The organism is Pseudoalteromonas sp. B160 (assembly GCF_037162485.1).
Taxonomy (GTDB): Bacteria; Pseudomonadota; Gammaproteobacteria; order Enterobacterales; family Alteromonadaceae; genus Pseudoalteromonas; species Pseudoalteromonas rhizosphaerae.
Window position 1 is genome coordinate 1492360 of sequence record NZ_JARLUX010000001.1, and the last position, 15252, is coordinate 1507611.

At 40.8% G+C, this 15252-nt stretch carries 13 protein-coding genes and 5 pseudogenes; 11 read left to right on the plus strand and 7 right to left on the minus strand.

Annotation, left to right across the window (positions count from 1 at the left end; genetic code table 11):
* Positions 1-124 precede the first annotated feature (124 nt).
* Complete coding sequence (locus tag P4S61_RS06860; protein ID WP_145238168.1) at positions 125-940, plus strand: META domain-containing protein; 816 nt, start codon at positions 125-127, stop codon at positions 938-940.
* A 51-nt stretch (positions 941-991) separates the two neighbouring features.
* Here P4S61_RS06860 and P4S61_RS06865 read toward each other — a convergent pair.
* Positions 992-1830, minus strand: a pseudogene (locus P4S61_RS06865) (23S rRNA (adenine(2030)-N(6))-methyltransferase RlmJ).
* Between the two features lie 234 nt (positions 1831-2064).
* Between P4S61_RS06865 and zapB the strand changes: the two are divergent.
* The 9 genes and pseudogenes from zapB (at position 2065) to P4S61_RS06910 (ending at position 9439) form a co-directional block, all read left to right on the plus strand.
* The gene (gene zapB, locus P4S61_RS06870) at positions 2065-2295 is read left to right on the plus strand and encodes a cell division protein ZapB (protein ID WP_145238165.1); all 231 of its coding nucleotides are present in this window, start codon (positions 2065-2067) and stop codon (positions 2293-2295) included.
* Positions 2295-2594 carry a cell division protein ZapA gene (locus P4S61_RS06875; protein ID WP_145238162.1) on the plus strand — a complete coding sequence of 100 codons (300 nt, stop codon included), beginning with the start codon at positions 2295-2297 and terminating at the stop codon, positions 2592-2594. The genes zapB and P4S61_RS06875 overlap by 1 nt, the downstream gene beginning before the upstream one ends.
* 107 nt (positions 2595-2701) lie before the next feature.
* Positions 2702-3721, plus strand: coding sequence for an MBL fold metallo-hydrolase (locus tag P4S61_RS06880; protein WP_149980510.1), 1020 nt, complete (start codon positions 2702-2704; stop codon positions 3719-3721).
* A 54-nt stretch (positions 3722-3775) separates the two neighbouring features.
* Positions 3776-5265 (plus strand): annotated as a pseudogene (locus P4S61_RS06885) (LysM peptidoglycan-binding domain-containing protein).
* A gap of 76 nt (positions 5266-5341) precedes the next feature.
* Complete coding sequence (locus P4S61_RS06890) at positions 5342-5830, plus strand: FKBP-type peptidyl-prolyl cis-trans isomerase (protein ID WP_182732172.1); 489 nt, start codon at positions 5342-5344, stop codon at positions 5828-5830.
* A 9-nt stretch (positions 5831-5839) separates the two neighbouring features.
* On the plus strand, positions 5840-6568 hold the full coding sequence (locus P4S61_RS06895) for an SDR family NAD(P)-dependent oxidoreductase (RefSeq protein ID WP_145238150.1): 729 nt from the start codon (positions 5840-5842) through the stop codon (positions 6566-6568).
* Positions 6565-7407, plus strand: coding sequence for an amidohydrolase family protein (locus tag P4S61_RS06900; protein WP_145238147.1), 843 nt, complete (start codon positions 6565-6567; stop codon positions 7405-7407). The genes P4S61_RS06895 and P4S61_RS06900 overlap by 4 nt, the downstream gene beginning before the upstream one ends.
* A gap of 48 nt (positions 7408-7455) precedes the next feature.
* Entirely contained in the window at positions 7456-9027 is a 1572-nt protein-coding gene (locus P4S61_RS06905; protein ID WP_337118005.1) for a S41 family peptidase, read from the plus strand.
* A gap of 31 nt (positions 9028-9058) precedes the next feature.
* Positions 9059-9439 (plus strand): hypothetical protein, encoded by a 381-nt coding sequence (locus P4S61_RS06910; protein ID WP_337118006.1) that lies wholly within the window; start codon positions 9059-9061, stop codon positions 9437-9439.
* 156 nt (positions 9440-9595) lie between these two features.
* Here P4S61_RS06910 and P4S61_RS06915 read toward each other — a convergent pair whose 3' ends face one another.
* The 4 genes and pseudogenes from P4S61_RS06915 to P4S61_RS06930 all read right to left on the minus strand — a co-directional run bounded on the left by P4S61_RS06915 (position 9596) and on the right by P4S61_RS06930 (position 12730).
* Positions 9596-10771, minus strand: a complete 1176-nt coding sequence (locus P4S61_RS06915; protein ID WP_337118007.1) for a mandelate racemase/muconate lactonizing enzyme family protein — start codon at positions 10769-10771, stop codon at positions 9596-9598.
* Between the two features lie 28 nt (positions 10772-10799).
* A pseudogene (locus P4S61_RS06920) lies at positions 10800-11566 on the minus strand (class II aldolase/adducin family protein).
* 160 nt (positions 11567-11726) lie between these two features.
* Entirely contained in the window at positions 11727-12050 is a 324-nt protein-coding gene (locus P4S61_RS06925; protein ID WP_337118008.1) for a c-type cytochrome, read from the minus strand.
* Between the two features lie 142 nt (positions 12051-12192).
* Positions 12193-12730: pseudogene (locus P4S61_RS06930) on the minus strand (DUF2058 domain-containing protein).
* Positions 12731-13215: 485 nt separating this feature from the next.
* Here P4S61_RS06930 and P4S61_RS06935 point away from each other — a divergent pair.
* Positions 13216-14358: an MFS transporter gene (locus tag P4S61_RS06935; protein WP_337118009.1), complete on the plus strand. Its 1143-nt coding sequence runs from the start codon at positions 13216-13218 to the stop codon at positions 14356-14358.
* Here P4S61_RS06935 and P4S61_RS06940 read toward each other — a convergent pair.
* Positions 14325-14823, minus strand: a pseudogene (locus P4S61_RS06940) (prolyl-tRNA synthetase associated domain-containing protein). The gene P4S61_RS06935 and the pseudogene P4S61_RS06940 sit on opposite strands and share 34 nt — an antisense overlap.
* Positions 14824-15213 carry a hypothetical protein gene (locus P4S61_RS06945; protein WP_145238122.1) on the minus strand — a complete coding sequence of 130 codons (390 nt, stop codon included), beginning with the start codon at positions 15211-15213 and terminating at the stop codon, positions 14824-14826.
* Between the last annotated feature and the right edge of the window lie 39 nt (positions 15214-15252).

The following is a 15252-nucleotide window of genomic DNA, read 5'->3' on the forward strand; positions in this document are numbered from 1 at the left end:
CAAAAAGGTGCATTTATGCGCCTTTTTTTGTTCCTAAATATAATTAAGCTATGATTAAGTAATCGCGCTGTAAACTACCCATAGATTAAAAATCAACCGATTCATTTATTTCAAGGAATAAACCATGCTATCGAACAAACCTTATTCAGTTTTAAAATCGATTGCCAGCATTAGTTTATTGGCCAGCAGTGCAATGGTACTTAACGGGTGCAAGAGCCTACCTGATCCACAAACTAAACAAACCACTGAAGATGCAGCCATGGCCACTTTAACAACTCAAGTTAGCTACCTTGATCGCAGCATGTTAGGTCCTGGCTCACAACTCACAGTGACTTTAGCTGATGTGTCAAAGATGGATACTGAAGCAGAAATAATTAGTCAACAAACTATTGATATCAATGGCGCACCACCTTATACGGTAGAGCTTAGCTACGACGCGAGCAAAATGGATCAACGTCATCGCTATAGCGTAATTGCACGTATCACTAATCAAGATCAGTTATTGTACGTTAGTACTACACATAACAATCCATTTGAGCAATCACAACAAGCACCTTATGAAGTAGTCGTGTCTAAAGTTGCGCCGCAAAAGCCTAATGTCGATTTAGTAAATACGTATTTTAAAGCTGTTACTATAAATGGCGTGCAAGTCACTGTTGAAACAAAAGAACCCTTTATTCAATTTAGTAAAGATAACAAAAGCCATGGCTTTTTAGGCTGCAATAATTTTGCTGGTAGTTATCAAGTAGATCAACAAGCACTGACATTCAGCCCGCAAGCTAGTACTAGAAAAATGTGCTCTCAAGGTATGGAACAAGAAACTGCAATGTCTGGCGTACTAGAAAATACTGCGACGTGGAATATTAATGGTGAATCACTCACCTTAAAAGATAAGCAAGGTAAAGTACTGGCAACCTTTAAAGCCGTGTATTTTAATTAACTCTAATCACTCTCTGTAATTAAACGCCCAGTGAACTGGGCGTTTCAATGTTTATTCGGCAACTAATTGCTCGCTGCGATAAAAGCCTGATGAATCGCTTAATAAGTTAACTAGTTCAGGTAATACCTTATCCATAGTTTGTTTTAACTTCCACGGTGGATTAATCACTATCATCCCCGATGCAGTCATGCCATGCACGTCAGTATCGGCTTCAGTCGCCAATTCAAATAACTGAATATTACGCATACCTGAAGCAATCAATCCCTCTTCCATACGCTCAATTCTTTCTCTGTCGACCACCGGATACCAAATCATGTAAGTGCCAGTAGCAAAGCGTTGATAAGCCTTCGTTAATGTTGTTACCACAGTGTCGTAATCGTCTTTAATTTCATAAGGTGGATCAATGAGTACACATGCTCTACGCGAAGCGGGGGGTAATAACCCCACTAGGCCCGTAAAGCCATCCTCGCCGCGGACACGAATTGAGCGCTTACCGCTCATGTTTTCTTGTAGTAATGCCAAATCTCGCGGATGTAGTTCAAAAAACCAACCTTTGTCTTGGCGACGCAAGAAATGCTCAGCAATTTTCGGCGAGCCGGATAAAAAGCTAATTGTTCTGTGTCATTAAATGATTTAATTAAATCAATATAATCATTTAGTTCCTGATGCTCACTGCGATGTTGATAAAGCTTAGCAATGCCATTAAGGTATTCTTGCGTTTTTTGTGCATCAGCACTGGCTAATTCAAAAAAGCCAGCTCCTGAGTGAGTATCGATATAGTCCAATGGCTTATCTTTGAGCGTCTGGTAACTTAATACCTGAGCTAATACCAAATGTTTAACGACATCGGCTGGGTTTCCAGCATGAAATGAGTGTCTGTAACTGAGCATAATATAATTTCGCTTAAATAAACTCATTGAAGTTAGTTATATTCTACAACATAAAACGCCAAGGGTCATAAATTGCTGGCCATTAAGTGAACCACTTATGAACAAATTAGTCGCTAGCCTGAACAGCTTATTAACATTAAATAAAAATCAGCCAAAACACACGTAAATGCTGGCATATAAAGCAACTTTGCTTTACATTTGCATGACAATAATCACAGTTTTATGAGCGCCTTTATGAATAACGATACCCTTTCTCAACTAGAACAATTGATCGACCAATTAATTAGCCAAAATTCACAGCTACAAACTCAGGTTAGCGAGCTTAAAGATAAAAATAGTAAGCTAATCGATGAAAATGAAATTCTTCAACTTGAAGTACTTGAAAGTGAAGAAAAACAAAAAGACACCAGCACAACTTTAACGGGTTTACTTGAGAAGCTACAAAGCGCCCAACAGGCTAACTAATGTCTGAGCTGCAAAACCAGCGAGTCACAGTTGAGTTGCTTGGTAAAGAGCAGCAATTTGCTTGCCCAGCTGGGCAAGAGGATGCACTCATTGCATCAGCCAAATACTTAAATGATTTGGTTGATAAAATGAAGCAGCGCTCAACAGTGCGCAATGATCAAAAAGCCTTATTAATGGCAGCCTTGAATATTAGCCATGAGTTACTCGAAGCAAAAACACAGCAAAGCGTTACCCAACAGCAGCAGGATCAACTCATCGATAAGCTCAGTGCTTACTTAGGGCAATCGTCAGCCGAATAAAAAAAGCGCACTCGCGCTTTTTTTATTATCTCGTGGATTCCAGTATCAATTAAAAACAAAATCAGCTAACTTGCCTATTTTATTTTCTCTATTTTGGCAATACGGTTATGACTCACCCTTTTTATATCCCCACTCAGTTAACTGCACTTTTATTGCTAAGCTTTAGTCTTGTTGCACCCCGCTCTGCTGTTGCAGCAACACAGTGGCAAACAATCTCCCCTAACGTACAATTTTTAGAGCAGCAACGAGCCCTACGCTTTTATGACTCAAACCAAGTGCTCATTGAAGGTGATAAATGCGCGCTAATGTTTGATGCCAGTGGCGACTTTGCCGCTGTTGAAGCAACCGTTAAGCAACTAAAAAGCACCTTAAAAACCCCTTTGTGTTACTTAGTTGCTAGTCACTTCCACGACGACCATTTACTGGGCATGGCTATTTTGCAGCATCATTTCCCTGATGCTCAATTAATTGTCCATCAACAACTTGCTACTGAATTTAGTCAACTCCAACAAACCTATACTAATAAACTTGATAGTTATGAAAAAAGTATAGAATTGAGTTTACAGCGTTTAGCCCAGCAGCCCGAAGCGCAACAACAGCACTGGCAAAACAAACTCAACTTAGCTAAGCAGCGATTATTACGATGGCGCCAATATCAACTACAACCACCACAAACTTACGTTGTTGATAGCTTAACCATTGAACTTGGCAACTACCCGGTCACTATTAACGCACACCAAGCCCATACTAATGGTGATTTAACTCTCAGCGCCGAAAATCATCGCATTTTAGTCGGTGCTGATGTGGTTGATTGGCTACCTTATCCTGGCCATGGTAATTTTAATAACTGGTTGCAGATACTCACGCAACTTCACTCAGATCAGCGCATCAAGATAATCCTTCCTGGCCACGGAAGCGTACTAAAACGAGACGATTTACAGCAACCATTAAACTTTTTGCACGCGATACAACAGCATGTAACAAACTATCCAGAGCAAGATTTAGTGCAATTACAGCAAAGCTTTAATCAGCAGTTTGCGAAAGACTACCAAGTTGATGAGATAGCACGAAAAGCTTACCCGCTGTTTCTAGAGGCTGGACTTAAACGAGTTAAACAGTCAAAATAGCGCTCGCACACGGATGTGCTAGACTTTTAAAAGGATATTAATTTAGTGATTTTTATGCGCTGTTACCTCTTTGCCCTGTTTGTGACTTTAATCTTACTATCTGGTTGCCAAACAACTGAACCGCATTCAGCGCCAAATGATACTATGCAAACTCCGGTTATTTTTAATCACGTTAAACCGTCATCGAATAACTCGGCACAGCCCACAGATGCCAAGCATAAAAAACAAAAAATAACATTAACAGCTTCTGCAAAACAAGCCACTAGATCACCTCAAGCGCACACTCGTAATGAAGATTTATGGCAACATATAGCCAACAATTTAACCATTAACATATACTTAAACAAAGCACTAAATAAACGGATTCTCTGGTATACCAAGCAACCCAAATACTTACAGATTGTCAGTGCTCGGGCTGCGCCTTATCTTTATCATATTGTTAGTAAAATAGAACAACGTAAGTTACCCATGGAATTAGCCTTATTGCCCTTTGTGGAAAGTGATTTTCGTCCGACTGTTAGCTCATCAGAACAAGCTGTTGGGGTATGGCAATTAGTCGGTGCGACGGCTCATCATTTCGGCATAAAATCAGATCAATGGTATGACGGGCGCAAAGATGTTCTCGCTTCAACAGATGCAGCTTTGGCCTATTTAGAGTATTTACATAAGCGCTTTGATGGCGACTGGCTACATGCATTAGCGGCTTATAATAGTGGCGAAGGACGTGTAAAGCGCGCCATCGCAGAAAATAAAAAGCGCGGCAAAAGCACTGATTACTGGTCGTTGAAATTACCCAAAGAAACCTCTGAATACGTGCCAAAGCTAATGGCATTAAGCTACTTAATACAAAACCCTCAGCACGGACTATACCGCCCTAAACTTGCCAACAAAGCCCTTACAACTGAGCTTAACGTTGGCCAGCAATTTGATTTTTCGGTGATTGCCAATTTATCTGGTATTGGTCGCAGCCAACTACACAAACTCAACCCTGGCTATTTAAAAAACCAAAGCTCACCTAATGGTCCCCATACTTTATTACTACCACTGCAACAGCAAAGCTTATTAAGCAGCCAGTTCTTTAAAAATAATTTCACTGGCGAATATACAGTGAAAAAAATGATACTTTGTACTCGATTGCTCGTCGTTTTGGATTATCAGTTAACAAACTAAAAGCGATGAATAACAAAACCTCTAATTTAATTGGTATTGGTGAAGCATTGATGGTTGGCCAACCTCGCACCATGCCAGACTCGTTAACTATCAATTATAAAATCAGTCCTTACCTTGAACAAACTGAAATAGCGATCCCCACTATCGCTATTCAATATCAGGTAAAGCCTGGTGATACTATCTGGGAATTAGCCAACTTTATGATGTGCCGCATAGTGATTTAGCCCAGGTGGAATAAACTTAGTGCCTCGAGTATTTTAACGCCTGGCACGCAGCTGGTGCTACATTTGCCGCAAGCAACAAAGGCCGTGTCACAATTGCATGACGAAGGTTTACTTTCAGAGCTTGCAAGAACCTTAAAGCAACCACACTAACCGAACCAGTAGTTTATAATCCGGCTTATTTAGCGTAAAATTAGCTTTTCATTACAGTTAAATTAAAGAGATCGGCATGCAAATTAGCAAAAACTCGGCAGTTGAATTTCACTACACATTAAGTGAAGCGGGCGAGCAACTAGAAACAAGTACTGGCAGTGAGCCGCTAACCTATATTCATGGTTTGGAAGGTATGCTTCCAGGTCTTGAAACGGCTCTTGAAGGCAAGGCTGCTGGCGATAGCTTCAGCGTGACACTTACACCGAGTGAATCTTACGGTGAACGTGTTGATGATCTTATTCAACGTATTCCTCTTAAACACCTTCAAGGTGACACTAAAGTATGGAAGCCAGGTATGACAGCAATGGTTAGCTCTAATCAAGGCCGTCATCAAGTAACGATCGTGAAAGTAGGTCGTTTCAATGCTGATTGTGATTTAAACCACCCATTTGCAGGCAAAACTCTAACGTTTGATGTGCAAGTACTTAGCGTACGTGAAGCAACCAGCGAAGAAGTATCACACGGCCATGTCCATAGCGAAGGCGGTTGTGGTCACAACCACTAAGGAAATTCCATGTCAAAGGTTGCTATCGTTACAGGCGGCAGTAAAGGTATAGGTCTTGCTGTTGTAAAGCGTTTTCTAAATAATGGTTACCAAGTACATAACCTTGATCTAGAACCTGCAAATTTAGGCACTTGGCACCACTGCGATGTGAGTGATGTTAGCGCAGTAAAAACGGTTATTGCAAAAATTGCCAGTAATGGCAAATGTATAGATGTGTTGGTATCGAATGCCGGCCGTCATCTAAGCGCGACAATTGAAGACACTGACGAAGCAACCTTCGATAGCTTGTTTGCTCTTAATGTAAAAGGTGCCTACGCGGCAATTCAAAGCGTGTTACCAAGCATGAAAGCGCAACAAAATGGGGCAATTATTTTAATTGCCTCAGATCAAGCCATCATAGCTAAAAACAACTCGTTTGCGTATAACCTGACCAAACATGCGTTAGCCTCAATGGCAAAAACCACCGCATTGGATTATGCCCAGTTTAATATTCGCACCAATGCAGTGTGCCCAGGCACCATAGAAACACCGCTTTTTCATAATGCTATCGACGCATATTGTGCTCGTAGTGGCGCCGACAAAGCCACTATAGTTGCCGAAGAAGGCGCATTACAGCCACTCGGACGATTAGGCCAAGCTGATGAAGTCGCAGCATTGGTTACGTTTTTAGCCAGTGATGATGCCAGCTTTATTACCGGCAGTTTGCAAACCATTGACGGTGGTTACACCGCGCAATGAGTGAACGTATTATTGACCCCCACGTACACTTTTTTAATTTAGTCCAAGGGCAATATGATTGGCTACAAGGTAACAATCCTGTGCCTTGGCCAAATTTAGATACGATTAAAGCGCCCATAAGTGTTAACCAATTACAGCATATAAGTCAGTTTGAAATTGCTGGCCTAGTACACATTGAAGCAGGCTTTGATAACCAGCACCCCATCAATGAACTGCACTGGCTAGCTGAGCACTTAAGTGGCCACAATTATAAAGCTATCAGCTTTGCCAATATTAACAGTCATCCCGACGATTTTAATAATGCAATTACCGCTTTATCACACCCAAGCTTAGTGGGCATTAGAGATATCACCGAAGGCGCTGATGCCATGCGCTTAAGCGATGCTACATGCCATGATAACTTAGCGCTATTAGCCAGTAAGCAGCTGATATTTGAAGCTCAATTTGAAGTTGAAAAGCTTACAATTACCCAACAGCTAATCAACTACTGCCAACAACTTCCGCATTTACAATTAATAATAAACCATGCGGGTTTACCCAATAATCTGTCAATTTGGCAGCATGGGATCAGCCAATTAGCGCAACTACCTAACTGCTGGATTAAATTTTCAGGCTTTGAGCTACTCACTGCGCAGATGCAAGCTCAGCAACAGCAGTGTTTTAACTTTATCCTGCAGCACTTTGGCCAGCACCGCGTTATGTTTGCTAGTAATTTCCCTGTATGTCAAATCAACGCGAGTTATCAACAGCGTTGGTCAAACCATTTTGAGCTTTGTAACACTCATAATTTATGGCAAAAACTCAGCTACAAAAATGCTCAGCACTGCTACCAAGTTTAATAAAAAACCGCTATATTGAGTTATATTGTATAAAAACAGAGCATCATCATGGCTATCTCTTCTATTCAAAAGCTCACTATTGGGTTTTTCAATGTTTCTTTTCTAGCGTTTCTTTCTGGCTGTGGTGGCGGTAGTACAATGACCGACAACAACAGCAATGGTGGTGGCGACACTGGTAGCAGTATCAATTGGACGCAAGGTGTATTTCAGCCCTCTAGTAACTTTTATCAACAATGCCAAGTATTAAACGAAAAGCACTGGCTGCGATCATGGAGTAACGAAACCTATCTTTGGTATGACGAAATTATCGATCGTGATCCAGCGCTGACCCCTGCTGTAAGTGAATATTTTAAATTACTAAAAACCGAGCAAATTACCGAGTCAGGCGCAAACAAAGATAACTTTCACTCCAGTCTGCCGACCGCACAATGGAGAGCCCAAAGCCAATCAGGGGTAACCTTCGGCTATGGTTTTAACGTTAAATTAATAAGCCCTACAGCACCACGCCAAGGTGTGATCAGCTATACAGAACCTAACTCACCTGCAAGTGCGCAAAATCTTGCCCGCGGCTTTGAGATTTTAGAAATCGATGGTGTTGATTTTATCAATGCCAATACGCAAGCTGAAGTAGATACCCTCAACGCAGGTTTATATCCAACTAAAGTTGGTAAAAGCACCAGCTTTGTATTCAAAGATATAAATACCGATGAAACCCGCGAAGTTATTTTAAACTCGCAAACGATTACTTCTAGGCCAGTCACAAACGTGAAGACCTTAGCTGATGGCACTGTTGGTTACTTTCAATTTAATAGCCACAATGCAATTGCTGAAAAATCGCTTTATGATGCCTTTAATAATCTCAAAGCAAGTAATGTCACTGACCTAATTATTGATATTCGTTACAATGGCGGTGGTTTTTTACAAATGGCTAGTCAAGTTGCTTATATGATCGCAGGCCCCGCGAACACCAACGGTAAAATTTTCGAAAAAACCATTTTTAACGATCAACACCCAACATTTAATCCAGTAACAGGACAACGCTTAAAACCCGTCATGTTTACCAATGAGTTTGTTGGTTTTGCTGATAATCCTGCTCTAGTTGTTGGCACGCCATTACCAACCTTAAATTTAGAACGCGTGTACTTGTTAACTACCGCCAGCACTTGCTCTGCCAGCGAAGCGATAATAAATGGCTTACGCGGTGCAGATATTGAGGTAATTCAAATTGGCTCTGGTACCTGCGGTAAACCATACGGTTTTTATCCCACCGATAACTGCGATACGACTTACTTTAGCATTCAATTTACTGGCGAGAACAATAAAGGTTTTGGTGAATATTCAGATGGTTTTGCGCCGCAAAATACCACTGATAATGCCCGCCTACCAGTACGCATAGCCGGTTGCGCCGTTGCTGATGACTTTAGCCATCAGCTAGGCGACCCTGAAGAAGCTATACTTAAAGCAGCGCTGGGTTATCGTGATAATGGTAGTTGTCCAGCAGCCAGTTCAATAGCCAGTAAGCAAGGTTTTGCACCTGCACGCTTTGGTGACACCCCAGCAGTATTAGATACACGGGCTGGATCTCTTGCTGAGCAAAATAAAATACTGCCTTCGCATTAAGCGTTAGCATTAAACTCAAGGCAGAATTGTTATGCTAAAAGAATGTTCATCATCAATACTAGCCGCGGTCTTGATCTGCGGCTGCTCTGTACAAAGTGAAAAACCAACACCAAAATTACAGCATGCATTACTAACAGAGCCACAAGGCGAACTGATTGCTCAAGGAATTGCTCGCCTAATGCGCTCAGAGAAGATTGCAGTAGCTAATGATGTGTTTATGAAGCGCAGCTTGATGGTCGTTGATAACGTCACTAAAACCGACGAACTTGGCAACCCTATTATGGGTAAACAGCTAAACATGCCAGACCGTTTTGAATTACTGATAAAAAACAACCTATGCTTTGTACGTCATCTCGATAGCAAAGCCACCGAGCCGCTACCGGATGTACAATGTAAGGTGAATGATATCTAGGTGCTAGGTGCTAGGTGCTAGGTGCTAGGTGCTAGGAAAATTTTAACGCTTTGAATTAGTAAGAAATAGTTTTAAATTTGCAAAGGTCAAAGTAGATAAACTTAATGAATAGCGAGCAGGAATTAGCTCGCTATTCATAGCTCGTAGCCTATGATTTTATTTGATCTCAACACGCTGAGAGCGCATCACTATTTCGTCGTTAAGTTCAATACCAATACCCGGCTCTTCAGACACTTCAAAGAAACCATTTTTAGGCTGTGGATCTTGCAAGCATAACTCACGGTTCCACTTTTTAATTGCATAAGTGTGATGCTCATGAATTAAGAAATTTGGAATAGCCGTTTCTAAATGTAATGATGCTGCGGTTGCAACGGGGCCGCCACAGACGTGAGCCTGAATACGCACATCAAAAATATCAGCGTAATCACACACTTTTTTAGTTTCAGTAAAACCACCACATAAACCGATATCTGGCTGTAATACATTAATACTTTGATCTTCTAAGTAAGGGCGCACACCCCAACGATTATATAAACGCTCGCCACCGGCAATTGGCACTGATACTTTATCTGCCACTTTGGCATGTAACGAATGATTTAAGTAGTTAACTGGTTCTTCATAAAACATACAGTCAAATTCTTTAGCGATTTCACCGATTTGAATAGCAGAGGTAACACCCGGTAAACTGTGGCATTCAAAAATGATATCGACTTCATCACCAACAGCTTCACGAATTGCCTGCATACGGGCGCGATATAGCTTCATTTCAGCACGTGAAATAATGTTAGTGCGGTCGTAATAGGTATTGCCGTCTTTATCATATTGGATCGGATCAACTTTAACGGCATCGTAGCCTTCAGCCACTGCTTTTAACGCCGCTTCTGCGTATTCTTGTGGATATACCAGAGCTTTAAACTCAGTGTCCCAGTCAAACTGTAATTGCGAAGCATAAGTACGCAGCTTGTCGTTAACTTTACCGCCTAGCAACTGATACACAGGCAAACCTAGTGCTTTACCCTTAATGTCCCATAAAGCGGTGTCTATCGCGCTCATTGCTGCATAGACTACTGGGCCCCCACCTAAACCCCAAAAGCTTTCACGCAACATACGCGACCATAACTTTTCGGTTTGAAATGGGTCATGACCAATTAAGAAAGCATCAGCCATTTCTTTGATCATAGCAGCGGCAGCACTGTGTCCTAAATCATAAGCAAGGCCAGCTTCGCCAACCCCGCTAATACCTTCGTCAGTATGAATACGGACAAATACAGGAGTCCAAGCAGGTCTGTCTGGACAGTGGATATCAAAAACTTCAACGCGATTAACTTTCATGACAATTCCTTATTAACCAAGGCTTAGGTTATTTTGCAAAACTAGGATCAAGACGATGGGCCTTACGTAACATCGCAGGCCAAGCTAATTGCCCACCGGTACTTCCGCTGTGCACTACATTCGCTTGATTATAAATATTATCGATTATGGCTTGAGGTACTGGTGTAACAGCTTGGCCACTGGCTTGTAAAGCCAGCTGTATTTCACAAGCACGCTGTAAATCATAAAAACGCATAAATGCATCACCCACCGTTGGCCCCACAGTTAAACCACCATGGTTTACTAACAACATATGATTAGTATTAGCGAGATCATCTTGTAAACGTTTTTTCTCATCGCTATTAACTGCTAAGCCTTCATAGCCGTGATAAGACAATGACGGCAGTGAAAACATTGAATACTGACTAAGTGGCAGCAGACCATTTTGCTGCGTGGCAACGGCAATCGTTTCTTTAGTATGTAAGTGAATAACACAATGAGCGTCATCACGCACTTCGTGAATCGCGCTGTGAATCGTAAAACCTGCAGGGTTGATTGCAAATGGCGTGTCATCTAAAATATTTCCGGCCAAGTCCACTTTGACTAGGTTAGAAGCTGTTACTTCATCAAATGTGAGGCCAAACGCATTCACTAAATAATGGTCAGTCCCCGCAAACGCGCCGATAAATGTGTGTAAATCAAATCACCCCAACGAAAATGCTCAACCAACCGATAACAGGCGGCTAAATCAACTCGTAACTGCCATTCTTGTGCAGAGACTTTATTTTTTAAATCAAGTTGTGGTAAATCAAACATTATGGGGCCTTATTTAAACGCGTTAAAAGCAAAACACGATATAGATGGATAGAAGTCTAAAGTAGTGTGCGTGGATGATCAATATTTAAAACAAAACAGCCACACCAAATTGGTGTGGCTGTTTTCTGTGAGCCCAGTGATAACTCACACTCAGCAAAAATTATTTTACGTTTGCTAAGTAATCGGCAATAGCGACCATTTCTTCTTCAGTAACAGTCGCAACCATCGCTTTCATCGTTGCAGTCATGCCATTGTTGCGCGCACCTGATTTAATGTCTTTCATTTGCGCCACTAAGTAGTCTTTATTCTGACCATTTAGTTTAGGATACATTGCCATGATCGGTGCCTTACCTTCAGGGCCATGACATGTTTGGCACATTTTTGCTGTATAAAGCGCAGCACCATCGGCAGCCATGCTGTTAAATGACATACTAGCAACCATAGAGAGGCTTGCACCTAAGAGTAATTTTGTTATCTTGCTCATTGTATTTTCTCTTCTTTTTGACGGTTTATAAAAATTATTAGCTTAATTGTAGACCATAATAACGGATCTTTGTACATCACATATGTACGTAATTTATACACCAAGTAGATCACCAAACACGCTGTTCAAGTCATCTCTTAGGCTACCACACTAAATCATCTGGTACTTCAAAATCAGCGTATGGGTCATCAGCATCTTTGCCTTTGTCTTCAGGCTCTACATGAAACACGATGTACTTTTCATCAACTTCTGCCACTTTACGGGCTGGCTCATCTTCAAGTACAAAAAACTGCCCTTCCAATACACAAATTGCCAGTCGGCCACCTGACAAGGCTTTTTGCGTTTGTTCATTTACGTCGAGCTCTTTGACTTTATTTTCGTAAGTAAAATTGAAAGTCCGCTCACCACGAATCGAATCTTGATTATGATGTTCTAATATCTGCTTTACGCGGGCAACTTGCTCACGTTGCTTTAACTCACCTTGGCGAGCTTGATTTAATTCTTCTGCTTTTTTCTGCTGTTCTAACTTTGTTTGCTGAATATGCTTTTGCAGATCACTAGGGTTACTGGTCGCCCCTTTTTTGGCTTTTTTGTTGCTTACGCTTTTCACTTTTAGCAACTTTAGCTTTATGTGATGTGGTTAATCCTGCTTGTAGCAATTGGTCTTGTAATGAACCCATAGCTTTGTTCCATTAAAAACTGATATTAGCTTTATTTTATACCCAAACCACCTCAAGATGCGAGTTTCAGTTGGAATTAAAAGCGATTTAGGCAAGGCATTGATTGCAAGTAATAGTGGGTCTATTGCTAAAATCAATAACGCAGTATAAATCGCTTTTAAACCAACCCGTTGGGCGTTTCACAGGAACTTACTCTCAGCGTTGTTACTTCTTAAAAGGGACTGCCATTCTTGCAAAGTAACGCCTTGATATTAAGCCCCTGTGAAACGCTGAATTCTGCATCTTGAGGTGGCTTGGGTATAATCACCAATTAAAACAAATCATAGTGCTGTGACCATTAATCTAGCAAAGTGTTGTGATTGAAAACCTGATTTAGCGCAATAAATACTTATTTCTAGAATAAAAGTAACCACTTAAAGAACGCGTTGAGGTTGAATTTAATATCAATCAGGTTAAGCTGTGGTTTTTGTAGTAGGGCCAATAAAATGCGTTTCGGTCATTTATTAGTTTGCTCGCTGTTTATCTTTTTCGTGCTCTATGCACCGCAGCCATTATTAAGTTTATTTGCAGAGCAATTTTCAGTTAGTCCTGCAACCGCAGGTAGCTTGATGACGGCAACTATGCTCCCTTTGGCGATTGCTCCTTTGGTATACGGCTTATTACTAGCTAAACGTAACCCTTTAACAATTCTTCGCTACGCGATGCTAGTACTAGCTGTTACCTGTGTTGCTTTTGCCTACGCTCCCAGTTTTGAGTTATTACTGTTACTACGATTTTTACAAGGTTTAACCTTGCCTGCCGCACTCACAGCAATGACCACTTACATAGGCAGCACTTATCAAGCTGATAGTTTGCAAAAGAATATGACCTTCTATATTGGTAGTACAATTGCTGGGGGTTACTTTGGCCGAGTGTTAGCGGCTATTTTTGCTGATTTATGGACTTGGCAAAGCTTCTATTTTGTTATTGCCGCAGGTTTAATTAGCTTTGCATTGAGTATTCCACGTAATCAAACAGCCATTGTTAACAGCACTCTTTCCCCATTAAATTATTTAAAACAGCTCGCGAATGCTGCGGTATTAAAATTATATGGTGCGGTGTTTTGTATGTTTTTTTGCTTTGCTGCGTTATTAAATTATTTACCGTTCATTTTACAAGACACTTTTTTAATTACTAATACCCGTGATATTGGCTTAGTTTATAGCGGTTACTTGATTGGCGCCCTCGCCTCTATTGCGACTCCTTGGTTATTAAAAAAGAGTATTTCACCGTGGCATTTATTGTCTGCTATATTTGCTTTTTACAGCACTACACTAGTATTTTTGATGAGCTCACAATTAGTGATTTTTTTACTGGCATTCACTGGTTTTTGCGGCGCGATGTTTATTATTCATTCAACCGCAGCGCCGCTGGTTAATAAAATAAGCAGTGCACCACCGAGTGTCACTAATGGTGCTTATGTGTCGTTTTATTATAGTGGCGGGGCTTTAGGCTCTTTTGTACCTGGCTTGGTATATCAACAACTTGGCCATATCGCATTTATGGCCTCGTTATTATCAGTCTGTATATGCGGATTAATTTTAGTAAGTTCGGCTTATCTAGCGGGTAAAAAAACCACTTTAGGTTGATGCCCTGTGGTGGCAAAAAAGCGTCTAAATCGGCTTTTTTAATAACCATGTTTGGGTGTTCTCAAATGGATGACAATGAAATAGATCACCAAACCATATGTCTTGGTCAAGCCATAAAGTGACATCATTTTGCTTATCATTCATCAGAGCAAGCATAGATACACATCCAGGTGCGACTTTTAAAAAGCGTGCTAAGCGCTCATCAGAGGCAAACCCTAAGCGTGACAAGCCTTGATATTTAGCCAGTGATTTTAAGTCTAACTGCTTGTCATGTGCGGTGATCACCAAAAAATGCTTTTTACCTTCGTTATCACGCAAAAATAAGTTTTTTAATCGCGTTCCGGGCCGTTCCACCATTAATTCATCTGCAGCAAGACTACTATGTAATGCAGGGTGTTCGATAACGTCATAATTGATATTTAAATGCGCTAACAGCGCCGCTAATTTACTTTTATCCGCTAACATTTATAAACAACGCCCCATCAAGCGTACACTTAAATCTCGCCACAATACTTCATTTATCTCATATTTATCGTTGCGACAATATTTTTTGTCATGCAACTCTTGTTTTAATAAGTGCACGGCTTGATCTTCTAATTCTAATTTTAAGCTATTTGATTCTTCAAAATATTCTTGCTCTGCAAAGTTTTTAAATTGCTGGCGTGTCAGTGGTCGATCTAAGTTTAAATTTGCGCGACTATTGGCTTTAACCGATACCACATAAGCAAAAATCTTATTACCTTGCTCATCTAATTTAGTGTGTAACTGTTTATTATTAATTTCAAAAGGCGGCTCATCACTTTGGCTAGCACAACCACAGAGTAAAACGAGTAACATCAACGCGTATTTTTTCATTATTAGTATCATTCCTGTTATCCAGTGACCGTTAGTCTA

Excerpts from the sequence above, each read along its gene's own strand:
- P4S61_RS06915 (WP_337118007.1), bottom strand. The coding sequence starts at position 10,771 with ATGAAAGTTAATCGCGTTGAAGTTTTTGATATCCACTGTCCAGACAGA.
- P4S61_RS06900 (WP_145238147.1), top strand. The coding sequence starts at position 6,565 with ATGAGTGAACGTATTATTGACCCCCACGTACACTTTTTTAATTTAGTC.
- P4S61_RS06910 (WP_337118006.1), top strand. The coding sequence starts at position 9,059 with ATGCTAAAAGAATGTTCATCATCAATACTAGCCGCGGTCTTGATCTGC.
- P4S61_RS06925 (WP_337118008.1), bottom strand. The coding sequence starts at position 12,050 with ATGAGCAAGATAACAAAATTACTCTTAGGTGCAAGCCTCTCTATGGTT.
- P4S61_RS06860 (WP_145238168.1), top strand. The coding sequence starts at position 125 with ATGCTATCGAACAAACCTTATTCAGTTTTAAAATCGATTGCCAGCATT.
- P4S61_RS06880 (WP_149980510.1), top strand. The coding sequence starts at position 2,702 with ATGACTCACCCTTTTTATATCCCCACTCAGTTAACTGCACTTTTATTG.
- P4S61_RS06935 (WP_337118009.1), top strand. The coding sequence starts at position 13,216 with ATGCGTTTCGGTCATTTATTAGTTTGCTCGCTGTTTATCTTTTTCGTG.
- P4S61_RS06890 (WP_182732172.1), top strand. The coding sequence starts at position 5,342 with ATGCAAATTAGCAAAAACTCGGCAGTTGAATTTCACTACACATTAAGT.
- P4S61_RS06895 (WP_145238150.1), top strand. The coding sequence starts at position 5,840 with ATGTCAAAGGTTGCTATCGTTACAGGCGGCAGTAAAGGTATAGGTCTT.
- P4S61_RS06875 (WP_145238162.1), top strand. The coding sequence starts at position 2,295 with ATGTCTGAGCTGCAAAACCAGCGAGTCACAGTTGAGTTGCTTGGTAAA.
- P4S61_RS06945 (WP_145238122.1), bottom strand. The coding sequence starts at position 15,213 with ATGAAAAAATACGCGTTGATGTTACTCGTTTTACTCTGTGGTTGTGCT.
- P4S61_RS06905 (WP_337118005.1), top strand. The coding sequence starts at position 7,456 with ATGGCTATCTCTTCTATTCAAAAGCTCACTATTGGGTTTTTCAATGTT.
- zapB (WP_145238165.1), top strand. The coding sequence starts at position 2,065 with ATGAATAACGATACCCTTTCTCAACTAGAACAATTGATCGACCAATTA.